Below are 19815 nucleotides of genomic sequence, written 5' to 3' on the forward strand. Positions count from 1 at the left end.
GAAAGGCGCGTCCACGGCCTTGAACGAGGGGGTTACGGGGATTTGAAAGTCACGGGGAAACGCCGAATATCGTTGGTTGCCGCGTTCGCGGCAACCGCCGCGATCGTGGGTGGATTGCAGCTCTCGGGCTCGGCGTTCGGCGACCAGAGCGACCAGGACGCCAAGCCGGCTCCGACCGCCGAGGCTCCGGTGCCGACCCAGCAGGCGCTGGAAGGGGTCGAGCCACCCGACACCGGCTGGTCGGATGTGGACGGCACCGCGTTCGTCAACGGGCGGATGACGATTCCCGCGGTAAACCCCACCAAGCAACGCGCGGCCGTCTCCGCCGCCGCGGCGGCGCCGTCCGGGCCCGGTTGGAAGTCGGCCGGCGCGACGAAGCTCCTGTCGACCGGCTACACGATCAAGTTCTACGACCAGAAGTCCGTCGACTGGCTGGGTCCGTACGTCAAGCGCTCGGCAGCCGAGATCCAACGCGAGACCGCGCTGCCGATCAAGGTGGACACCAAGCCGGTCGGCCACGACTATGTCCGCCCCAAGGGCGAAATCGTGATCGGCGCGTTCCTGAACCCGTGCGTGACGACCACCGACGGCAGTCCGTGGAAGATCGTCATGGACGGATCCGGTACCCCGGGGTGGAGTTGCGGGTTCCATTCGCGCAGCACTCCGGACACGGTCACCAGCGGGCACGCGTACATCAACACGTCCTTCTTCACCGCCGCCGGCAAGCCCACCGCGCGCGTCGGCGAGGTCCAGATGCGGAACCACATCAGCCACGAACTGGGCCACACCCTGGGCCTGACGCACGCCGACGACTCGCCGGGACAATGCGTCAAGGGCACGGACTCGGGTCAGAGCCCGGTCATGTGCACGCGCTTGAACGCCTACCCGGACTCCCGAGCGGGCCAGTACGTACAGCAGTTCGACGTACAGGGTCTGCGCTCGCTGGCCGCCGCGGCGGGCGCTCCGGTGTCCCCGCAGGGCAAGGTCACCGGGATCGCCGGCAAGTGTCTGGACGTCAAGGGCGGCAAGCCGGCCAACGGCACCCAGATCCAGATCTACACCTGCAACACCGGCCCGGGCCAGTCCTGGATCCTGCACCCGGACGGCACACTGCGCTCGATGGGCAAGTGCCTGGACAACGCGCGCAACGCGAGCACCGAGAACAACAAGATCTCGCTGTTCGACTGCAACGCCTCGGCCGCGCAGAAGTGGCGGATCGACGCCAAGGGTCGGATCGTTCACGTCGCGAGCGGCAAGGTCCTCGACGTCAAGGGCGGCAACACCGCGAACAGCACCGTGGTGCAACTGCACTCCGCCAACGCGGGCAAGGGTCAACTCTGGAACGTCCCCAGGTAGGGACGACGGAAGCAGGACGGTGGAATTCCCCGTCGATCGCTGACGCGAGCCTCGGCAAGCGTGCCTCTCGACAAGACGGCCCGGGTCGGCTCCCCCGACCCGGGCCGCCGCGCGTTCGATCCAGGGGCGGCGGCCGCGTCGGTCAGCGACCGGAGGTCGGGCGCTTCGGCGGCTCGATGCGCACGCGCCGCTCGGCGGGCGCGTCCTCGAGGTCGTCGAGCTGCGCGACGATCGTGCTGCGCAGGTCGTCGTAGTCCGCGAAGTAGTAGTCGTTGAACAGGGTGAAGCCCGTCCACATCAGGTTGGCGCACACCCGCGCCGGCACCCGGCCGGTCTGCGCGCCCATGCCGACCAGCGCGACCGACGCGATGCTGCCCGGCGCCTCTTCGTTCTGGCGGTGGATCGCCTGGAACGCGGCGGCACACGCCGGCGCCACGTTCAGCGTCTCGCTGACGTTCTCCGACGACGTCTCCATCGTCGGGGTCGAGATCAGGAACTTCGGGTTGACCGCGCCGGACGAGACGCACACCGCGCTTCCCACCGGGAGGCTTCCCGCGAACCGGTCGCGGATCGCCCGTTGCACGCGCAATTGGATACCCGCCCCGAGGTGGCGCTTGATGACCGCGTCGACCCCGCCGTCCATCCGCCCGCGCGAGTTGGTCGGGGTGACCCAGGCGTCGACCTGCCGCGGCAAGCGCACCCTCTTCGAGGTGCTCCCGGACCGTGCCGTGGGCATCCGCCGCTTCTCCGCGTTCACCGACGAGGAGGAGTTCATCCTCCTGCCGGGCACGCAGCTCAAGGTGACGAACGTCAAGGCCGAGCGCGGCGGCCTGTGCACCGTGCACCTGACCGAACTGGAGGAGCAGACCCTCGTGTCGTGATCCGACGCCGGTGCGGTCCATCGCACCGGCGCTCACGCGGGAAACGGAACTCGCCGCGCCCGAGCCGGGCGCGGCGAGTTCCTGTCGTTCTCCCCCGGTCGAGCCCGAGCCGTTGTCGGGCTTCGAACGCCCTCAGCAGCCGGGCGGGGTCGACTCGGGCTCCCCGCAGACGCCGCCGGCGTCGTCGGAGACCGCCAGTTCGAGCAGGTGGAAGAGGTCGTCGCGTTGAGCGGGGGTCAGCGCGCCCAGCACTTCCTCCTCGGCCGCCGCGAGGGCGAATTCGGCTCCGGCGAGCATGCGCAGCCCGGCATCGGTGATGTGCACGGTATGCCGACGCCGGTCCTCGGGCGAACGTCGGCGCTCGGCGAGTCCGGCGGTCTCGAGTTCGTTGAGCAGCCCCACCACGTTCGCACGATCCAGCGTCAGTTTCGCCGAGAGCGCCTGCTGACTGCTGCCGTCGATGTGCCGCAGCACCGTCAGGGCGACCAAGTGCCGTGGGCGAAGCCCCAGTTCGGTCAGGACAGCCTCCGAATGCACGCGCATCCTGCGCGCGAGGTGGTCCAACAGGGCGCCGGAGCGGCGCACCGGCTGATTCACCACGGGCAAGGAGGCCATGCAAGGAGGGTACCCATGCCCCTGAAGATATGTATGCTGTGAATCGTTGGCGATGCACCAATCAATCATGGAAGGCAAACCGATGCCTCGTTTGTTGCACATCGACTCCAGCGTCCAGGGCGACCGCTCGATCAGTCGCCGGCTCACCGCGCGCGCCGCGGCCGCCTGGCAGGCCGCGCACCCCGACGGATCCGTCACCTACCGCGATCTCGGCGCCGATCCCCTCCCGCACCTGGACACGACCTCCGCGTCGGCCGGAGCCGTACCGGCGGACGAACGCACGTCGGCCCAGGCCGCGTCGTGGGAACTGGTCGAGCGGGTCGTGGGCGAGGTGAGGGAGGCGGACACGGTGCTTCTGGGCCTGCCGCTGTACAACTACGGCGCGCCGAGCAGCGTCAAGGCCTGGGTCGATCACCTCATCGCCCCCGGTCTGTCCCTGGACGCCGCGACGGGCGAACCGTTGCTGGGCGGAAGGGAGTTCCTCGTCCTCGCCGCCCGCGGCGGCGGGTACGGTCCCGGAACCCCGCGCGAGGGGTGGGCGCACGCCGAACAGTGGCTCACGCACGGGGTCTCGCTGACCGGACTGGATCCGGTCTTCATCACCGCCGAGCTCACCCTGGCGCCGATGCAACCGGCCATGGCCGAACTGATACCGCTGTTCGAGGAGAGCCTCGCCGATGCCGAACGGGCCATCGACCGGCGCTGGACCCCCGTGACCGTGGCGTAGCACGCCCGACGCCGGGGCGGCAGCGCACTGACGGAATCCGGCACGGGCCGGCCGCATGCGGGCGCCGGCCGGCCCGGCGGACGGCGGGGCCCGCGCTCGCGCCCGGCCCGCGTCACCCGACCCGTGTCACCCGGATCCGGTCGGCACCGGCTCGGCGGCGTGCCGAGCGTAGGCGTGTACCGCGACGGCGAGGTCCTCCCAGGCCATCCCCACACTCTTGAACAGGCGCGGCCGGTCGTCGGGAACGGCGGCCCGTCCGCGCACCAACTCCGCGAGGTTGACCGGCGCGAGCACCGCGTCGAGCGCCTGCTCACCGGCCGGGATGATCAGGTCCCCGGCCTCTTCGAGCGCGGCGGCACGAGCCTCGACGTACACCGCCGAGCGACGCACGAGCGCGGTGTCCACCTCGCGCGCGGTCGGTTCGTGGGATCCCACCGCCGCCACGGCGGCGTGGGCGGGGACCAGGTCGCCGTCGAACAGGGGGGTGCGGGCCGTGGTGGCGCACACCACGATGTCGGCGCCGGCCACGGCTTCCGGACCGCCGACGGCCGCCGCGAGACCCAGCGAGCGGGCGTACTCGGCCAGTGCCCGAGCCGACGCGACGCGGCGGGCGACCACGGTGAGTCGGGTCAGGGGGCGGATGGCGAGCACGGCCCGCAGGTGTGCGTACGCCTGCGGGCCCGTGCCGAACAGCACCAGGTGCGACGCGTCGGGGACGGCGAGGCGGCGCAGGGCGACGGCGGTGACGGCCGGGGTGCGGATCGCGGTGAGCGCGGCGCCGTCGAACAGTGCCAGCGGCTGAAGCGTGGGTCCGTCCAGGAGCAGGTAGCTACCGGTGATCCGCGGCAGGCCCCTGGCAGGGTTGCCGGCGGCCACTCCGGCGATCTTGACGCCCACATGGGTCGACAGGGCGGCGGGCATCAGCAGAAGTTCCCCGGCGGGAACGGCGACGCTCGAACGTGCCGGTACCCGCTCGGGATCCAGCCCGGCCGACAGGGTGTCTTCGATCGTCGTGACGGCCTCGATCGGCGTCGAGGCGAGCTCGATCATGGGGAGTCGGTTCGTCGTCACAGCAGAAACCCGGTGCCGAGACGGTCGTCGGCTTCGAGCACGAAACGGTGTTCGCCGGTGCGATGCGCCGTACCGGTGACCTCGGTGATCACGCCGGCGGGGTGTTCGCCGGCGATCCGGCCGGTGAAGACGGTGCCGACGACGGACTCGTGCCGCAGTTCCTCGTGCGGTCCGATCCGACCGCTGTCGGCCAGCAGTGCCAGTCGGGCGGAGGTGCCCGAACCGCACGGAGACCGGTCTATCTGTCCGTCCGCGAAGACGGTGACGTTGCGTTGACGGGGTCCCGTCGCGGTATCCGGGAGTTCCTCGTACAGGATGACGCCGTAGACGCCGGACAGGCGGGGGTCGTCGGGGTGCCGGGTGGCGGGTTCGTCGGCGAGAGCGGCGCGGATCTCCCGGCCGATCGCGGTGAGTTCGGGGAGTCCGGCCGGTTCGACGGCGAGCCCGAGGGCCGCCGCGGAGACGGAGGCGTAGCACGCCCCGGAGTGGGCGATGTCGACGTGCACGAGGCCACGGGAGGTGGTGACCGGGATCTTTCTCGCGGCGACGCCGGTGGGGACGTTGCGGAAGGTCACCGCGGTGGTGCGACCGGCTCGGCGGTGCACGGTGGCGGTGACCCTGCCGGAGGGGACGTCGATGCGCACCCGTGCCGGACCGTCGGCGGGGGCCGCGACCAGTCCCGAGTCCACCGCCCACGCGCCGAGCGCGATGGTGCCGTGGCCGCAGGCGGTGGAGTAGCCGTCCTTGTGCCAGAAGAGCACCCCCAGGTGCGCCTCGTTGTCGTCCGCGGGAACGACGAACCCGCCGTACATGCCGCTGTGTCCGCGCGGTTCGCGGGTGAGCAGTCGGCGGATGTCGTCGAGGGGTCCCGGACGCGGGGCGGTGGCGGTGCCGCCCGCGCCGAGCGCGATCGCGCGGCGCTCGGCGACGGTGTCACCCGCGATGGCGGGCAGTCCGCGCGAGACGATCCGGAAGGGTTCTCCCGCGGTGTGGTAGTCGACGGCGTCGATGGTCACAGGCTCGGCACTCACCAGGCAACTCCTCTATGAGATGTGACATGGTACTGAGCCTTGTCGACGCGCCGCAAGACGCGGGTGGCCTTCCGCCCGTCCCCGCGATGGCGGCACCGTCACGACCACGGCGTCCACCCGAACGGCGAACACCGCGACCGGGGCGGGGCGTTGTGCGATCTAACGCTGCGGCCTGGGCGGCCGGCTCCGCGGAACGTCCTTGACGAACACGATCCCGTCGATTCCGGCGAGGTGGGCCGGGTCGAGCGGGGCGTAGCCGTACCAGGTGGACGCGCGCGGGGTGGGCCGGGTTTCGCCCAGGGCGGTGGCGAGCCGGCGGGGGTCGACGACGCGGTTGTCGTGCGGGAGCGCGTACAGGAGTCCTTCGACGGTGTCCGGGGGCGGGGTGTGCACGCCGCGGTGCCCGATCGTGCCGAGGGCCGTGTGGACGAAGGCGTACTCCTCGCCCAGATGGGCGTTCACGATCGCGCCGGCACTCCACCACTCCAGCGGCACGTCGTCCATCCGCGTCGTGCTCATCTCCCGCTGGAGATGGCCGTTGTGCGCGTGCACCAGTGCCGGGCCACGCGCGGCGACGGCGAGAAGATTGTCGGCCATCATCTGGTCCCGCGCACCCAGCAGTTGCGTCATGCGGCTCGGTGTGGGGTCGGCCATCCGGAAGTGGTAGCGCAGCAGGCCGGTGGCGGTACGCCCGTACAGACGCGCTCGGTCCCAGTCCTCGCGCGAGCCCGCCGCGATCAGCTCCGGCGTGCGAGCGTCCAGCAGTGCCACCAAGTCGTCGACGACCAGCCGCAGTTCCCCGGCCTCGGCCGACCGCCCCACGGACCGGGAAGGGTCCCTCATCGCGGCGGGATCGGTCCAGCGCTCGTCCGGGCCGAGCAGGCGGTCGAGCGTTCGCGCCGCGCGCGGGAGCAGTTCCGCGGTCACCAGCGCCGCGAGGTAGTCGTGCAGCGCGGTGACGGCCTGTCGTGGGCTCGCGGCGCCGGTGATCTCCAACGGGCCATCGACGCCGGCGAAGCGAAGCTGCTCGGACGCGGGCCGTCCGTCGTTGAACGCCCGCATCCAGCGCACGAGTTCGCGGTTGCCGGCGGACGCGCCGAACCCGTGGCTGAAGCCGCGCTCCATCACCTCGTCGAGGGTGCCGGTGCCCGAGGTGACGTAGTCGTCCACGACCAGGCCCATCATGCAGTCGCTCTCGATCGCGATCGTCCGGTAGCCCTCCTGCTCGACGAGTTCTCGGAAGAGGTGGTTGCGCAGTTCGAGCAGGGCGTCCTCGCCGTGGGTGGGCTCGCCCAGCGCGAGCAGCCGCGGCCGGACCGGGAGCAGCCTCATGACGGCGGCGGCCTCGACGGCGTGGGCGGTGTCCTCGACGGCGTCGGTCATACCTTGTCCAGTAGCCATGCCTTGAACGGTATCGTTGAACTTTCGGTGGAAACTTCTTCGCTGGAGTATCAGGACCATGGGGCAAAGTGGTGGCCGAAACCCTCAAACCGGTGATCGACTCAGGCCGATCGACCTGGCGCGCGGGCACGGTCTGTCCACACAGGCCGTCCGGAACTACGAGGACGCCGGCATCCTTCCGGCCGCCGATCGCACGGCCCACGGTTATCGCACCTACACGCCGCTGCACGCGCGTGCCCTGGGCGCGTTCCTGGCGCTGGTGCCCGGCCACGGCCACCGCACGGCGAGCGCGATCATGCGGGCCGTGAACGAGGGCGCGGTCGACGAGGCGTTGCGCCTCGTCGACGAGAGCCACGCCCGACTCCTCGAGGATCGGCAGACGCTCCAGGCCGTGCGGGGCGCCCTGCGCGACCTGGCGCCCTCGATGACGCCCGCGCCCGACGCGGCGGTGTCCGGCGGGCGTGGCGGCACGTTCATCGGGCCGCTGGCGGGAAAGCTCGGCGTCCGGGCCGCGACGCTGCGCAAATGGGAGCGGGCCGGGTTGGTGCATCCCCGCCGCGACCCGCTGACCGGGTACCGCGTCTACGACGAGGCCGACGTGCGCGATGCCCGGATGGCCCACCAACTCAGGCGGGGCGGCTATCTGTTGGAGCAGATCGCCCCGCTGATCGCCCGGGTGCGGGCGGCCGGCGGTCCGGAACCGCTGGAGGCCGCGCTCCGCGACTGGAGCGACCGGCTGTCCGCTCGCGGCCGGGCGATGCTGGCCGGCGCCGCGGAACTGGAGGCGTACCTCCGCGCGCGCGGCTGACACTTCGGCCGCCGGCCGGGCGCAGCGGGTACGAGGAAGGCTTGGCGCCCCCCGACCGCACGACCCTCGAGGTCGCCGCTCCGGCCCGGCTCACGGCGGAGGCGGGCGAGCCGGCCTCGACCTTGCCCCACGCGGCACCCGCGGTTGTCGCGTGCGGCGAGACGATCGGCCTCAGCCGAGGAAGAGCGGGAACCGCGCCGCCGACTCGCCCAGTTCGGCCTTCTCCGCGTCGGTCGGGGCGCGCCGCCCGGTGCCGACCAACAGCGCGTCCCGGTCCGAGAACGACGCGGGGAACGCGATGCCGGCGATCTGCTCCAGCATCTCGCGTGTCCGGGCGAGGCCCTCCGCCGGCGGCTGGGTCGCGTCCGGCAGATGCGCGATCAGGTCGAGGTGATGCAGCGTCCACTCCAGGACGTACACGCCCAGGTAGTCGTGCACGGTCAGGACCTGGTCGCGGGTACCGACCCGAAGGTCGGGGTCGGCGAGTTCGGCGGCGCGACCGGCGGCGGAGCCGACGTCGTCCAGGTGGAACTTGAGCAGCCCCGGCTCCTGGTACGCGGCGGCCAGCCGAACGGTCAGCGCGTCGAGCGGGTCGTCACCGGTCGGGGCCGCCTCGGCGACGTCCCAGTAGGTCACCGCGTCGCGGGTGGGTTCCGTCTCGGCCGGGGTCGCCAGGGTGATCAGGACGTCCTGGGCGTCGATGACCAGATGGCACACCAGGTCACGCACGAGCCAGCCGGTACAGCCGGACGGCTTCGCGAAGTCCTCGTCGGAGAGATCGGCGACCGCCGCGCGCAACGCCGTCCACGAATGGGAGAAGAGTTCCACGTGGGCACGGTAATGCGGTGCCGCACGGGCGGACAAACGCATTTGCGGCCGGCGGCTCGTGTCTCCGGACGGCTCGCCTCGCGACAGCGGCGCGGCGCGGGGCGGCACTGGAGAGGCTCCGTTCCGCGCCTTCGGTCCGGGTGTGACGCGCGGCACAGGGAACGAGACCGCGATTCCCGACCTCTTCCGGACGTCAACATCGTCGACATCCGTGGAGGCAACGGTGCGGTCCGGCACATTCACAACACGCCGAGTGTTCGGCAAACGCGCGACGGCATCGGTGGTGGCTCTCGTGCTGAGCGCGGGATTCGGCGTCGGCGCGGCACCGGCCGAAGCCGCGGACGGCGATCGGGGCGGTCGCTTCCGGGAGGCGTACGTGTCCGTCGACGCGGTCCGCGTCCTGAAGGTGGGGCGTCCCGACGCCCGCCGAGTCCTCGTCCTGGCACCGGGCATGTACGGCGCGGCGGGCGACCTGCGCGTCCTGGCCCGCGATCTGACCCGGGCGTTGCCCGGGACGCAGGTGTGGGCGGTGGACCGCCGCGAGCAGTCCCGGGCCGACACCCGGGGGTTCAAGGGCGAGGATCCGGCCGCGTACTACCTCGACGGGCACTACCGCCGGCGTCCTCCGCTGCCCGAGGCCCGCGACTGGGGGCTGGCGACCGCGCTCGCCGACCTGCGCGGTGTCGTGCGGCAGGCGGCCGACTCCGGCCGCCGGCGGGTCGTGCTCGGCGGCCATTCGTGGGGTGCCACCACGGCACTCGCGTACGCCGCCTGGGACTTCGCCGGGCGGCCCGGCTATCGCGACCTGGCCGGGCTGGTCCTCATCGACGGAGGCGTGGACGGCGCCTTCGCGGGCGAGGGCTGGGAACCGCGGAACCCCCCGACGTCGTGCGCTCGCGCCTCGCCGCGATCAACGCTCCGGACGCCCCATCCTCCGCGCTCGTCGACGACTACCTCACCCGGGCCCTGGGCCTGGGTGATCGGCCCGAATCCACGGCCGTCTGGTACCAGTTGATCGCCTGGTACGCACAGCGCGCACCGCACCACCCCTCGGTGCTCGCGGCCCGCCTGCCGGAACACCTGCGACCGCCGCGCCCCGTCACCAACGCGGGGCTGCTCGGCTGGTTCATGCAGGAGTCCCCGCACACGCACGCCGCGCTGTCGGTACGGTCGGGTCACCTGGACGCCGCGGGCGACTGGGTGGACGACAACATGACGCCGCTGCACCGGGTGGCCGAGGCGCAGGCCGGTCCCGAACCGGCCGGTTTCGAGTGGTACTGGCCGCAGCGCCTGAGCCTGGACCTCGAAGCCGTCGACGCGTACGCCGACACCGAGTCCGCGCGCATCCTGGGCCTGCGTCTTCGGCACGCGCGCGACGTCGACGTCCCCCTGTACGTCTTCGAGACCGGCCTCGACAAGGGCACGCAGTCGGCCGCCGCCCGCCGGGTCGTCGCCAACTCCCGTATCCCGCGCGCCACCTATGCGGCCGACCCGACGATGACCCACCTCGACGCACTGTTCGCCGCCCCCGCGCGAAACGAACTTGTCCGCACACTCCCGGCCTTCCTCCGCAGCACCTGAATTCCCGGATCCGGGGCCCACTCGGTCGACCGAGTGGGCCCCGGCCACCCGACACGAGCCGGTCCCTGCCGGGGGCCGACTCGACGACGTCGGGTTCCGCCCGCGCGGGGGCCCTGTGCGCGAGCAAGCCGCAGGTGCGTACGGATGGCACATGTGACCGACGTCGGTTGGCTCCGAGACAACCGATGGAAGCGATGGAACCGATCGCAGTCGGTGCACGTCCGATCGACGCAGGTCGTTCGAGAAGACTTGGGGGTGGGGTGCACGGTGAGGACATGGAACCGCGGGGTGTGGACGGTGCTCGTCGCGACGGTGGTGCTGATCACGGGGGCCGCGACGGGGGCGTGCTCGGACGACGGTTCCTCCGGGCCGGATGTGGTCCGGGACAACGGGGAGTTCACCCACCGTGCGGCGCGGATCTGCGGTGACGTACTGAAGCGGCGCGCCGGCGATGCCGACTACCGCAAGGACCGCGACGCGATCGTGACGGCACTGGTCACGGTAATCAAGAAGCAACGCCCTCCCGCCGAGGTGGCCCAGGCGCTGACCCGCACCATCGAGGAATACGAGCGCACCACGCGCGACCTGGGCAAGCTCACCTCCGCCGACCCGAAATGGGCCGAGGCCTGGTCCCAGGTCGCCGCGGCGATCACCGGGGACGCGAAAACATACCGCGATCGGCGTGACGCGCTGGTGAGCGAGGACTCCGCGCGGTTGGCCGCACAGTTCCGCCCCGGTGGCCTCACCTCCGACATCAACGCCCCCTTGACCGTCCTCGGCCTCAACGAACGCGACTGTCGTCTCCTCCTGCAATGACGACCGCCGACTCGTACACCACACCGGCCGTCCCGCCACCGGCGCACCGCACGCGCCCGACATCGCCGGAAGCGGTCCCTTCGTGAAACACGTCAGGCGAATCCGAGCCGACGAAACGTGCCCACCGCGGCACCCGCCATCCCCGCCCGGCCCGCGGGTGCCGCCGCGAGCGCGGGCGACGCCGGAGTCGGTGAGACGATGCCGATGTCGACACCGCTCGCCGGCAGGCCGGGCGGGAGCACCGGCCCGCCCGATGGTGACGGTACGTCAGTCACGCTCTTTCTTCAGGGCCGCCGCCGAGCGGCGAACGGTGTCCGGGTCGATCTCCTGGATCTGTATGGTGACGCCGTCGGGGTCGACGACGCGGATGCTGCGCCCGAAGTCCTCGTCGACGAGTTCGAATTCCTGACCGGCGTCGGCCAGTCGCCGGGCGACGTCCTCGAGCCTCTCGTCCGTGGCGAAACCCAGTTCGACCGTGCCGGGCGGGCGCCCCTTGGACACGGCCGCGTCGTGGATCCCCAAGGCGCCCGCGTCGGCGGACAGTTGCGCCCACACGTCGACACTGAGCTCCGGCCGGAAGGCGAGACCGAGCCCGGCGTAGAAGCGCCGTGAGGCGTCCACATCGGTCACATACCTGATCGGAAGTACGGTCAGCAAGGTTGTTCTCCTTGGATCGTCTGGAGGGTGCGGCATCCGGTCGTCGCGCGTGGTTCGCACGCTCGGGACCGCCCGTCGGTCGGCCCGTGCCGCCCCGACGCACCGCGCGGCGGTCGAGTACGCGCGCCGCGGCCCGCCGATTCCCGGGAATCGGGAGCGGTGGCCTCGTGTGCGTTCGGTGCTGCCAGTATCGTCACCGGCGATCCGGCACCGGATGCAATGGCCGTCGAGTTCATCGGAATCGGACGTTCGAGGAGGCGAAACCCATGGAATCCGTCACGTTCGACGATCTGGATCGCCGGCTGATCCACGCTCTGCAACTCGACGGACGCGCCTCCTACAGCCGCATCGCGGCGGTGCTCGGGGTCCCCGATCGCACGATCGCGCGCCGCTACCTGCGCCTGCGCTCGCGGCTGATCGTGCGTGTGGTCGGCAACATCGACAGCCGCCGCATCGGCATGCTCGACTGGTTCGTGCGCATCCGCTGCCTGCCCGCGACCGCGGAGGCCCTCGCCCAGACGCTCTCCCAGCGCGCGGACACCTCCTGGATCGCCCCGCTGGTGGGCGGAACGGAGATCACGTGCATGGTGCGCACCCCCTCGGGGGAAGACGAGGCGCGCCCTTCGAACGAGGCACGCCCCTCGTTCTTCGACCAACTGGGGCGTACCCCCGGCGTGCGGGACGTGCTGGCGTCCTGTGTGCTGCGGCCGATCGTGGGAGTCGGCGGTTGGAAGGGACGCATGCGGGCCCTCGACGCGTCCGAACAGGTTCGCCTTCGTCCTTCGACACCCCTCGAAGCACCCGAGGCACCCGAAGCGGTGGATCTCGCGCGGGGCACGATCGTGTGGAGCGACGGCGACGAGCGCCTGGCCCGGGCGCTCGCGGAGGACGGCCGTGCGGCCCTGTCCCACCTGCGGAGCGCCACCGGATGGTCGGAGTCCACCGTTCGGCAGCGCATCACCCGGTTGCGTGACGCCGGGGTTCTGGACTTCGAGGTGGAGGTGCATCCCGGGTTCTTCGGCCGCTCGGTCGAGGCGATCGTGTGGCTGGAGGTGGCGCCGGGTCAACTGATGGCCGTCACCGAGGCGTTGTCCCGCCACGACCTGGTCGCGTATGCCGCCATCACCACCGGCCAGGCGACCGTCGTCGCGATCCTGGAGTGCCGCGACACGGACGCCCTGTACGAGTACCTGGCCACCGACCTGGCCGACGTCGCCGGCATCGGCCGCGTCGAGATCTCCATCGCGCAGCGCCGCACCAAACGCGCCGGACCGGTGGCTCCCGTGGCGTCCCGGCCGCCACGCACCCGATCCGACGACTCGACGAAGTCGTCCCGTCCGGCGTGAGGGAAACCGCCGACCGCACCCGGGGGCGCTCTCCCGACCGGGAGGCGGCCCGCCGGACTGGGGTCGAGCCCAGAGGGCGTCGTCGACCGGGAGTCCGGGTCAGCTGAGCAGCAGCGTCCGGTCCCATGTGGGGGGAACATCGGTGGCGGCGGCCAGCAGGGCCAGGATGGTGCCCGCCGCGCCGTCGAGGAAGCCCGGTCCCGCGGCCGGCAGGGCGTCGCGCAGGCGCAGGAGGTGTCCGGTGAGGCCGCCCGCGGCCTCGACGAACGCGGGGTCGCCGGTGTCGTGGGCGAACCGCAGGGTGATCTGCAACAGGCCGGCGACACCGTGGCACAGGCCGGGCGTGTCGTCGACGAGCCGCGCCGACGCCGGGCGGCGATACACGGCCTTCAGGGTCCGCGTCGCGAGCTCGCACAACGAGGCGTCGCCCAGTGCGGACCCGGCCAGCCACAACGCCCGCGCGATGCCCGGGCTGCCGTAGCACCACGAGGCACGCGCGACGCGGGTGTTCGCGGTAGTCGGACGCGAGGATCCGGGCGCCCCCGGGGGTTCGGGTACGGCGACCATCGCCACCCAGTTCGGCCCCCACGCGTCGTCGGTCCGGTGCTCGGTCAGCCAGCGCGCCGCGGTCGTGACGACCTCGCGTTGGCCCTCGACCCGGACACCGGCCTCCAGGGCCAGCGCCAGCAGCGCGAGCGGACCGGAAATGCCGTGCGACATACCGCAGTTGAGCGTGCCGTAGGGGAACATCGCACGCACCTGCGGGTCCTTCGCGGCCTCGACCGGCGTGTACCAGTGCGGCGTCCCTTCCCGCTCGGCGCACAGCGCCACCAGGGCGGTCAGAATCGCGCGGAGCGCCGGGCCCGAGGCCGGGTCGGCCGCCGACTCCGGGTCCGAGTCCGCGGCGCGGCGCAGCAGGTAGGCGCCGGTTCCGGTCAGGCCCGAGATGACGTCGAACTCCCGCACCGGTAGCCCGGATCGGCGCGCGCCGAGCGCCCGGGCACGGGTGACCGCGTCCGCCACGACCCGGTCGTGCGGCGTCTCGCGGCCGTCGCCGTCGGGTATTCGCTCCGACGTCCAGGCCGCGAAGGCGGGGCCGGCGAGGCCGCCGAACAGGCCGGGTGCGCAGGCGCCCACCCGTTCCGCACCGGCGGTCGCCGCGGTCAGCCACCCGTCGGCCGTGGCGCCCCAGCCCCGTCCGGGCAGGCACAGGTCGAGTTGCCGGTACGCCAAGGCGAGGCCCGTGCCGCCGCCGGCGAGGTCGTGTCGCACGGCGTGGGGAAGCTCGCGCGGCCGCCCCGCCAGGGCGACAACGTGGTCCAGCACGGCGGCCGACGTCGCGCCGGGCAACACCGTCCTCCATCGCGCGTCGCCCAAGGCGTTTCCTCCCACGACCCGGCCGGTGCCGTGCGGGCGGCGCTGCCTCGTTCGCACGCGCCACGCCCGCACGGCACCGCGTGCGTCGAACCGAGCGTCAGCCGTGGCAGCGCGGCGGTTCCGTACAGGTGTCCGTGCAATCGAAGCTGGTGTGCATCGTGTCGCAACACATCACCGGCTCCAGCAATTGCTCGTCCGTTTCCGGCAGTTCCTGTAGCTCCAGCACCAGAGTCTCCGTGGTTTCCATGGTCGGCGTCCTCCCTTCGGGGGTGATCCTCACGCGTGGTCGTTCGGCCGCGACGGCGATCGGCCGGCATCCACCAGCCACGAACGATCGCCGCCGAGTCTGAGGCGCAGCAGGAAGTCCAGGACGCCGGCCAATCCGACGTTGTAGCTCGCGCAGACCTCCCGCATCGTGTCGTCGGGGACCAGCAGCCGGCCGTTCCTGCGCGTGGCCCGCACAAACAGGCAGTGCGCCATTTCGGCCGCTTGGACTCGATGCCGGTCCTCGCCCGTCGCGTCGGCAAGGTCCAGGAGCAACTCGGCGTTTCCGGCGACCCCGTGGCAGGTGCCCGGGCCGAGCCGCCAGCGGTCCCGGTATGCCGCGAGCGCGGCCCGTTCGGCGTACTCGCGAAAGCACGGGTCGCCGGTGGCCCGCCACAGACGGACCAGGAACGTGCCCACCCCGGAGGTGCCGTTGCACCAGAGGTTCAGCCCGACGCCGTCGGTTCGGCGTGGCCCCTTCGGCCACCGGGCTCCGTCGCCGCGGCGCTCGGCGACGGCGCACAGGAGACGTCCGCCGCCGACCGCCGTCTCGGTCCACTCGGGCCGCTTCAGGTCGCGTCCGGCGGCGAGCAGGAAGGCCGCGTTGCCGGCGACGCCGTGCCCGAAGCCGTACAGGACCGAGCCGCGCAGGTCGTCGGGGTACTCGGGGCCCAGGGGCCAGTCGACGCCGGTTTCGGCGTTGCGGGTGATCCGGAGCAGTCCCTCGGCGCACCGTGTCACCCGGTCGGCGAAGCGTTCGTCGCCGCTCGCGTGCCACAGATGCAATTGGGCCATGCCGGCGCCGGCCAGTCCGTGGCAGATGTCGGGGTTGTTCCACTCCAGCGGGATGCGCAGTGCGTACTCGCCCGCCCGTCGGGCCAGTTGCCGGTCGCCCAAGGTGTGTGCCGCGTCGTACAGGGCCCAGGCCGTGCCGGAGCGACCGAAGTACAGGCCGGGCAGGACGCGGCTGGGCAGGGTCAGGCGTCGGTCGAGCCAGTGGGCGGCGGCGGCGAGCGCGGGCTCGGCCCTGGTGTATCCGTGTCGCACCGCCCGGTCGAGGACGGCCAGCACCCCTGCCGCGCCGACCTGCACGTTGCAGGCGTCCCCGTACGGGAGCGAGCGCGGGCGCGCCCACAGGTATTCGCCGGCCGGGTCGATCGTGTCGCCGAGGTGGGCCAGGCCGTCGTCGATCAGCCGGTCGAGGTCGGCGTCGGCCGCCGTGGGCCCCGCGCATACCGGCCCCGCGGCGGGTTCGCGCTCGAGGAACGCCGCGGCCCTGGGGAACGGCCAGCGGGCCCGGCCGTCGGCGGTCAGCCCCAACACCAGTGGGGCGAGCGCCCGCAGCGCGGGGGACGCGGGCGCCGCGGCGTGCACGATGGCCGCGATCCGGTCGCCGAACGACCTGACGGGCGTGGTATCCGCGGCCTGCACCGGGTTGATGCCGGTGGTGACGTACAGGAGTGTGGCGCCCAGGCTGTACGCGTCGACGTCCGGGCCGGGCGCGGGCGGGGCGGTGTGCGCGTCCCGGCCGGGGCCGTTGAGGTATTCCGGTGCGGTGAATCCCTGGGTGCCGGCGACGTGCGCGGGCTCGTCGAGGCGGACCGTGCATTCCATGTCGACGAGTACGGGCGCGTCGCCGGGAGCCATCACCACGTTGCTCGGCTTGAAGTCACGCACCACGAAGCCGGCGGCGTGTACCTCGCCGAGGAGTCGGACGAGTTCGCGGGCCAAGCGCCACGCGAGAGGCACCGGCAGGCGACCGTCCGCGTCGTTCAGCCGGTCCGCGGCCCACTGTTGCAGGCTCTTGCCGTCGATGAGGTCCTCGACGAGGAACACGTGGCCGGCGCTCTCGAAGACCTCCCGTACGGCGGGCGTGACCCCGCGCGGCGCCAGGCGGGTGAGGATGTCCGCCTCGTAGCGCAGCCAGTCGCGGGCGTCGCGGCCGGCGAGATCGGCTCCGACGTGCGGACGGGCCTCCTTGAGCAGGACGTCGTCGCCGGTGTGTTCGTCGAGCGCGCGGTAGACGCCGCCGCGGTTGGAGTGCCGGATCGCCTCCTTGACGAGGTAGCGCCCGCCGATGCGCACGGGATCGCCGCGCCGCCGGCCGGGGACGGCGGGGGCGGGCGGGTCGAAGGGCGGGCGGGCCCATGCGGGCGGCGAGAACCACGGGTCGCGCCGGTCGGGCACGAGCGTCCCGTCGGGGGCTTCGAGGCGCCCTTCGTAGAAGCCCTCGTCGGTCAGCTCGCGAGGTCGGGCGAAGCAGCCGAAGCGATAGTGGACCAGGCTGTCGGGCCGGTAGCGCCGGTCGGAGAGGATGGCCGGGCCGGGCAGACCGAGTGTCACCGCGTGCAACCGCTCTGCCAGTACCCGCAGTTGGGCGTCGTCGGCCGGGTAGGCGGTGAGGAACTTCCCGGACTGGGCGCGGTTGGCCCGAACCGAGTTGATCTCGGCGGTGAATCGCGGCGTCACCGCGAATTTGAACGCGCATTCGTGCGCCACCAGGACCCGGGCCGCGTGCTCCAATACCGCGGGCGCCGACGCGGGAGTGGCCGAGATGTGCAACTTCCAGCCCTGCGAACGGCGTTCATGGTGCGGTGGAGTCACCATGCACCAGGATTCGCCGTCCCGGATCCGCCACGCGCCGGGCGGGCTCACCGCACTCAGGATCTCTTTCGTGATCGACTGATAGCTGCGTGTCACGGCACAAGAATGGCACCGGCAAGGTTGGTCCGGGAGAGCAGCCACCGGAAAGTCCGAAAACCGACGGTCTGCGGACGGGATCCGGGAATGTGAGGGACATCCCGACCGGGCCCGGCCGACCGCGATCGCACTGTGGTCGGCTCCGATTCCCCTGCCCCGGGCAGGGGAGAGGCCCTACCTCGACCGATCGGCTCCGATTCCCCTACCCCGACAGAGGGAGAGGCCCTACCTCGACCGAGGCGTCACCGCCGTCCCGGGCGATCGGCGCAGGTCGTGTCGAGGCTGGTCGCGGGGCACGGGCGTGGACGAACTCGACGTTTTCGGCACGCCGTTGCGCCTCGTTGCGGCGGGCGCTCCCGAATCGGGATCGGGGACCACCCGGAGAATTGATCCAGGGACGGGTCGGGGATGTCACCGATAGTGGCCCGGGGCGTGGACCGGCACGCTCGAGGCATGACAATCTCACCCGGCTCGACCCCGAACCCTCGTGACATACACGGGAGTTCCACCGCATCGACGACGGCGCTCGGGGGCGGCCCGCACGGCACCGCTTCCCCGCCACCACTCCCCCAGTACTCCATCGCCGCGGTGCTCACCGTCTGGGCCGCGGCCGTCGTCCCGATGGCACTGCTCGCCTGGGTGGTGACCCCGATGGTCGCCGGCGACGACGCCTCGAAGGGGCGGTTCGCCACGGTCCTGATCGCCGCCCTGACCTGTGGCCTGGTCTGGCAGACAATCCTCGTCCTGGGCTTGGTCGCCCGCGAACAGGCAAGCCTGCGTTGGTCGGTACTGCGCGATGCGTTGTGGTTGCGGGCCCCTTCGGACGACCGAGGTCGGCGGGGAGGCGGACTGTGGTGGTGGGTGGCGGTGTTCGCGCTCGGCTTCCTGCTGGTGCAACTCGTCCCCACCGGCCTGTCCGAGCCGTCCGACCGCAGCCTCGGCGCGTTCCTGGAATCGACCGAAGGACAGGACTACGTCAGCGGCGCGTGGGGGTGGCTGGCGCTGGTCGCCGTGATGATGACGTTCAACAGCGTCCTGGGCGAGGAACTCCTCTTCCGTGGTCTGCTGTTGCCGCGCATGCGCGGGTCCTTCGGCCGGCACGACTGGTGGGTGAACGGTCTGCTCACCGGCCTGTATCACGTGCACCAACCGTGGTCCATGCCCGGCGCGGCGGTGGCCGGCGGCCTGTTCGCCTACCCGAGCAAACGATTTCGCAGCGCGTGGATGGGAATCGCGATCCACTCGATCCAGAACGTCGTCCTGATCGTGCTGATCCTCGCCCTGGTCGTGCGCTGAACCGGCCCTCGCCGTGTACGGTCCTCTGCACCGCCCTGCTCCTCACCGCCCTCGCGCACCGGCGACGCTCGGCCGGCACCTGCCCCCGCTGCGGCCGAACCCACGCCGCCGCCGACCACGACGTGTCGCTCGTGCATCCGGCGCCGTCGACCACGTCCCGCCGAACCAGGAGAACCCGGCGCGGAGCGACCGGCCGGACCCCGGACCCGTAGGGGACGCGCGACCAGCCCCGTAGGAAGCCGAGCACCGGTCGGCGCGCCGGTTGCATGCCCGCTACGCGGTCACGGTCGGGCCGTCCGCTACGCGCCCGGGATGCACGTCCGCTACGCGCCCGCCACCCCACACCACACGACCAACCCGCCCCGCAACGCCCGACCCGACCCCGGCCGCGCAGCGGACGTGCGACCCGCCCCGTAGGGGCCGAGCGACCCGGCTCGGAGAGACCGGCCCGACCCCGAACCCGTAGGGGACGCGCAACCGGCCCCGCAGGAGCCGAGCACCGGTCTGCCCGACCGGTCGCATGCCCGCTACGCGGTCACGGTCGAGCCGTCCGCTACGCGCCCGGGATGCACGTTCGCTACGCGCCCGCCACCCCACACCACACCACCAACCCGCCCCGCAGCGCCCAGCCCGGCCCCGGCCCCGGCCGCGCAGCGGACGTGCGACCCGCCCCGTAGGGGCCGAGCAACCCGGCTCGGAGAGACCGGCCCGACCCCGAACCCGTAGGGGACGCGCAACCGGCCCCGCAGGAACCGAGCACCGGTCTGCCCGACCGGTCGCATGCCCGCTACGCGGTCACGGTCGCGCCGTCCGCTACGCGCCCGGGATGCACGTTCGCTACGCGCCCGCCACCCCACACCACACCACCAACCCGCTTCGCAACGCCCGACCCGACTCCGGCCGCGCAGCGGACGTGCGACCCGCCCCGTAGGGGCCGAGCAACCCGGCTCGGAGAGACCGGCCCAACCCCGAACCCGTAGGGGACGCGCAACCGGCCCCGCAGGAACCGAGCACCGGTCTGCCCGACCGGTCGCATGCCCGCTACGCGGTCACGGTCGCG

At 72.3% G+C, this 19815-nt stretch carries 20 protein-coding genes; 9 read left to right on the forward strand and 11 right to left on the reverse strand.

Features of this window, described 5'->3' with window-relative positions; genetic code table 11:
• Window positions 1-105: 105 nt before the first annotated feature.
• Window positions 106-1356, forward strand: coding sequence for a ricin-type beta-trefoil lectin domain protein (locus tag ACIBSV_RS33585; RefSeq protein WP_395870005.1), 1251 nt, complete (start codon window positions 106-108; stop codon window positions 1354-1356).
• 142 nt (window positions 1357-1498) lie between these two features.
• On the opposite strand, the gene ACIBSV_RS33590 is transcribed toward ACIBSV_RS33585, so the two are convergent.
• Window positions 1499-2092: a macro domain-containing protein gene (locus tag ACIBSV_RS33590; protein WP_395869818.1), complete on the reverse strand. Its 594-nt coding sequence runs from the start codon at window positions 2090-2092 to the stop codon at window positions 1499-1501.
• On the opposite strand from ACIBSV_RS33590, the gene ACIBSV_RS33595 reads away from it, so the two are divergent.
• Window positions 1974-2237, forward strand: a complete 264-nt coding sequence (locus tag ACIBSV_RS33595; RefSeq protein WP_395870017.1) for a hypothetical protein — start codon at window positions 1974-1976, stop codon at window positions 2235-2237. The two genes, ACIBSV_RS33590 and ACIBSV_RS33595, sit on opposite strands and share 119 nt — an antisense overlap.
• A 132-nt stretch (window positions 2238-2369) precedes the next feature.
• Here the strand turns inward: ACIBSV_RS33595 and ACIBSV_RS33600 are convergent, their stop codons facing one another.
• Window positions 2370-2852, reverse strand: a complete 483-nt coding sequence (locus ACIBSV_RS33600; protein ID WP_395869820.1) for a MarR family winged helix-turn-helix transcriptional regulator — start codon at window positions 2850-2852, stop codon at window positions 2370-2372.
• Window positions 2853-2934: 82 nt separating this feature from the next.
• Here ACIBSV_RS33600 and ACIBSV_RS33605 point away from each other — a divergent pair, with 82 nt between their 5' ends.
• Window positions 2935-3579: an FMN-dependent NADH-azoreductase gene (locus tag ACIBSV_RS33605; RefSeq protein ID WP_395869822.1), complete on the forward strand. Its 645-nt coding sequence runs from the start codon at window positions 2935-2937 to the stop codon at window positions 3577-3579.
• Between the two features lie 126 nt (window positions 3580-3705).
• Here ACIBSV_RS33605 and ACIBSV_RS33610 read toward each other — a convergent pair whose 3' ends face one another.
• The 3 genes from ACIBSV_RS33610 to ACIBSV_RS33620 form a co-directional block, all read right to left on the reverse strand.
• Window positions 3706-4629, reverse strand: coding sequence for an ornithine cyclodeaminase family protein (locus ACIBSV_RS33610; protein WP_395869823.1), 924 nt, complete (start codon window positions 4627-4629; stop codon window positions 3706-3708).
• Window positions 4630-4646: 17 nt separating this feature from the next.
• The gene (locus tag ACIBSV_RS33615; protein WP_395869824.1) at window positions 4647-5681 is read right to left on the reverse strand and encodes a proline racemase family protein; all 1035 of its coding nucleotides are present in this window, start codon (window positions 5679-5681) and stop codon (window positions 4647-4649) included.
• A 159-nt stretch (window positions 5682-5840) separates the two neighbouring features.
• Complete coding sequence (locus ACIBSV_RS33620; RefSeq protein WP_395869825.1) at window positions 5841-7082, reverse strand: erythromycin esterase family protein; 1242 nt, start codon at window positions 7080-7082, stop codon at window positions 5841-5843.
• A 58-nt stretch (window positions 7083-7140) separates the two neighbouring features.
• Between ACIBSV_RS33620 and ACIBSV_RS33625 the strand changes: the two genes are divergently transcribed.
• The gene (locus tag ACIBSV_RS33625; RefSeq protein ID WP_395869827.1) at window positions 7141-7890 is read left to right on the forward strand and encodes a TioE family transcriptional regulator; all 750 of its coding nucleotides are present in this window, start codon (window positions 7141-7143) and stop codon (window positions 7888-7890) included.
• 171 nt (window positions 7891-8061) lie between these two features.
• Here the strand turns inward: ACIBSV_RS33625 and ACIBSV_RS33630 are convergent, their stop codons facing one another.
• Window positions 8062-8718 carry a maleylpyruvate isomerase N-terminal domain-containing protein gene (locus tag ACIBSV_RS33630; protein WP_395869828.1) on the reverse strand — a complete coding sequence of 219 codons (657 nt, stop codon included), beginning with the start codon at window positions 8716-8718 and terminating at the stop codon, window positions 8062-8064.
• Between the two features lie 253 nt (window positions 8719-8971).
• Between ACIBSV_RS33630 and ACIBSV_RS33635 the strand changes: the two genes are divergently transcribed.
• The 3 genes from ACIBSV_RS33635 to ACIBSV_RS33645 all read left to right on the forward strand — a co-directional run bounded on the left by ACIBSV_RS33635 (window position 8972) and on the right by ACIBSV_RS33645 (window position 11115).
• Entirely contained in the window at window positions 8972-9733 is a 762-nt protein-coding gene (locus ACIBSV_RS33635; RefSeq protein ID WP_395869830.1) for an alpha/beta hydrolase, read from the forward strand.
• A complete protein-coding gene (locus tag ACIBSV_RS33640; RefSeq protein WP_395869832.1) occupies window positions 9730-10299 on the forward strand; it encodes a hypothetical protein in 570 nt (189 codons plus the stop codon). Before ACIBSV_RS33635 ends, ACIBSV_RS33640 begins: the two co-directional genes overlap by 4 nt.
• Window positions 10300-10566: 267 nt before the next feature.
• On the forward strand, window positions 10567-11115 hold the full coding sequence (locus tag ACIBSV_RS33645) for a hypothetical protein (RefSeq protein ID WP_395869833.1): 549 nt from the start codon (window positions 10567-10569) through the stop codon (window positions 11113-11115).
• Between the two features lie 92 nt (window positions 11116-11207).
• Here the strand turns inward: ACIBSV_RS33645 and ACIBSV_RS33650 are convergent, their stop codons facing one another.
• Together ACIBSV_RS33650 and ACIBSV_RS33655 are read right to left on the reverse strand one after the other, a co-directional pair.
• Window positions 11208-11390, reverse strand: a complete 183-nt coding sequence (locus tag ACIBSV_RS33650) for a hypothetical protein (RefSeq protein ID WP_395869835.1) — start codon at window positions 11388-11390, stop codon at window positions 11208-11210.
• On the reverse strand, window positions 11383-11772 hold the full coding sequence (locus ACIBSV_RS33655; protein ID WP_395869837.1) for a VOC family protein: 390 nt from the start codon (window positions 11770-11772) through the stop codon (window positions 11383-11385). The genes ACIBSV_RS33650 and ACIBSV_RS33655 overlap by 8 nt, the downstream gene beginning before the upstream one ends.
• Window positions 11773-12038: 266 nt before the next feature.
• Between ACIBSV_RS33655 and ACIBSV_RS33660 the strand changes: the two genes are divergently transcribed.
• Entirely contained in the window at window positions 12039-13118 is a 1080-nt protein-coding gene (locus tag ACIBSV_RS33660) for an Lrp/AsnC family transcriptional regulator (protein ID WP_395869838.1), read from the forward strand.
• Window positions 13119-13217: 99 nt separating this feature from the next.
• On the opposite strand, the gene ACIBSV_RS33665 is transcribed toward ACIBSV_RS33660, so the two are convergent.
• The 3 genes from ACIBSV_RS33665 to lanL all read right to left on the reverse strand — a co-directional run bounded on the left by ACIBSV_RS33665 (window position 13218) and on the right by lanL (window position 17459).
• On the reverse strand, window positions 13218-14495 hold the full coding sequence (locus tag ACIBSV_RS33665; RefSeq protein ID WP_395869840.1) for a lanthionine synthetase C family protein: 1278 nt from the start codon (window positions 14493-14495) through the stop codon (window positions 13218-13220).
• A 97-nt stretch (window positions 14496-14592) separates the two neighbouring features.
• The gene (locus ACIBSV_RS33670; RefSeq protein WP_395869842.1) at window positions 14593-14742 is read right to left on the reverse strand and encodes a hypothetical protein; all 150 of its coding nucleotides are present in this window, start codon (window positions 14740-14742) and stop codon (window positions 14593-14595) included.
• 29 nt (window positions 14743-14771) lie between these two features.
• A complete protein-coding gene (gene lanL / locus ACIBSV_RS33675; protein ID WP_395869844.1) occupies window positions 14772-17459 on the reverse strand; it encodes a class IV lanthionine synthetase LanL in 2688 nt (895 codons plus the stop codon).
• A 453-nt stretch (window positions 17460-17912) separates the two neighbouring features.
• Here lanL and ACIBSV_RS33680 point away from each other — a divergent pair, with 453 nt between their 5' ends.
• Window positions 17913-18755 (forward strand): lysostaphin resistance A-like protein, encoded by an 843-nt coding sequence (locus ACIBSV_RS33680; protein ID WP_395869846.1) that lies wholly within the window; start codon window positions 17913-17915, stop codon window positions 18753-18755.
• Window positions 18756-19815 lie beyond the last annotated feature (1060 nt).

The organism is Embleya sp. NPDC050154 (assembly GCF_044460165.1).
Classification (GTDB): Bacteria; Actinomycetota; Actinomycetes; order Streptomycetales; family Streptomycetaceae; genus Embleya.

What these genes read in the sequence shown, in the direction of transcription:
- ACIBSV_RS33610 (WP_395869823.1), bottom strand. Translation starts at nt 4,629, where the DNA reads ATGATCGAGCTCGCCTCGACGCCGATCGAGGCCGTCACGACGATCGAA.
- ACIBSV_RS33600 (WP_395869820.1), bottom strand. Translation starts at nt 2,852, where the DNA reads ATGGCCTCCTTGCCCGTGGTGAATCAGCCGGTGCGCCGCTCCGGCGCC.
- ACIBSV_RS33670 (WP_395869842.1), bottom strand. Translation starts at nt 14,742, where the DNA reads ATGGAAACCACGGAGACTCTGGTGCTGGAGCTACAGGAACTGCCGGAA.
- ACIBSV_RS33595 (WP_395870017.1), top strand. Translation starts at nt 1,974, where the DNA reads ATGACCGCGTCGACCCCGCCGTCCATCCGCCCGCGCGAGTTGGTCGGG.
- ACIBSV_RS33625 (WP_395869827.1), top strand. Translation starts at nt 7,141, where the DNA reads ATGGGGCAAAGTGGTGGCCGAAACCCTCAAACCGGTGATCGACTCAGG.
- ACIBSV_RS33620 (WP_395869825.1), bottom strand. Translation starts at nt 7,082, where the DNA reads ATGGCTACTGGACAAGGTATGACCGACGCCGTCGAGGACACCGCCCAC.
- ACIBSV_RS33660 (WP_395869838.1), top strand. Translation starts at nt 12,039, where the DNA reads ATGGAATCCGTCACGTTCGACGATCTGGATCGCCGGCTGATCCACGCT.
- ACIBSV_RS33605 (WP_395869822.1), top strand. Translation starts at nt 2,935, where the DNA reads ATGCCTCGTTTGTTGCACATCGACTCCAGCGTCCAGGGCGACCGCTCG.
- ACIBSV_RS33680 (WP_395869846.1), top strand. Translation starts at nt 17,913, where the DNA reads ATGACAATCTCACCCGGCTCGACCCCGAACCCTCGTGACATACACGGG.
- ACIBSV_RS33590 (WP_395869818.1), bottom strand. Translation starts at nt 2,092, where the DNA reads ATGCCCACGGCACGGTCCGGGAGCACCTCGAAGAGGGTGCGCTTGCCG.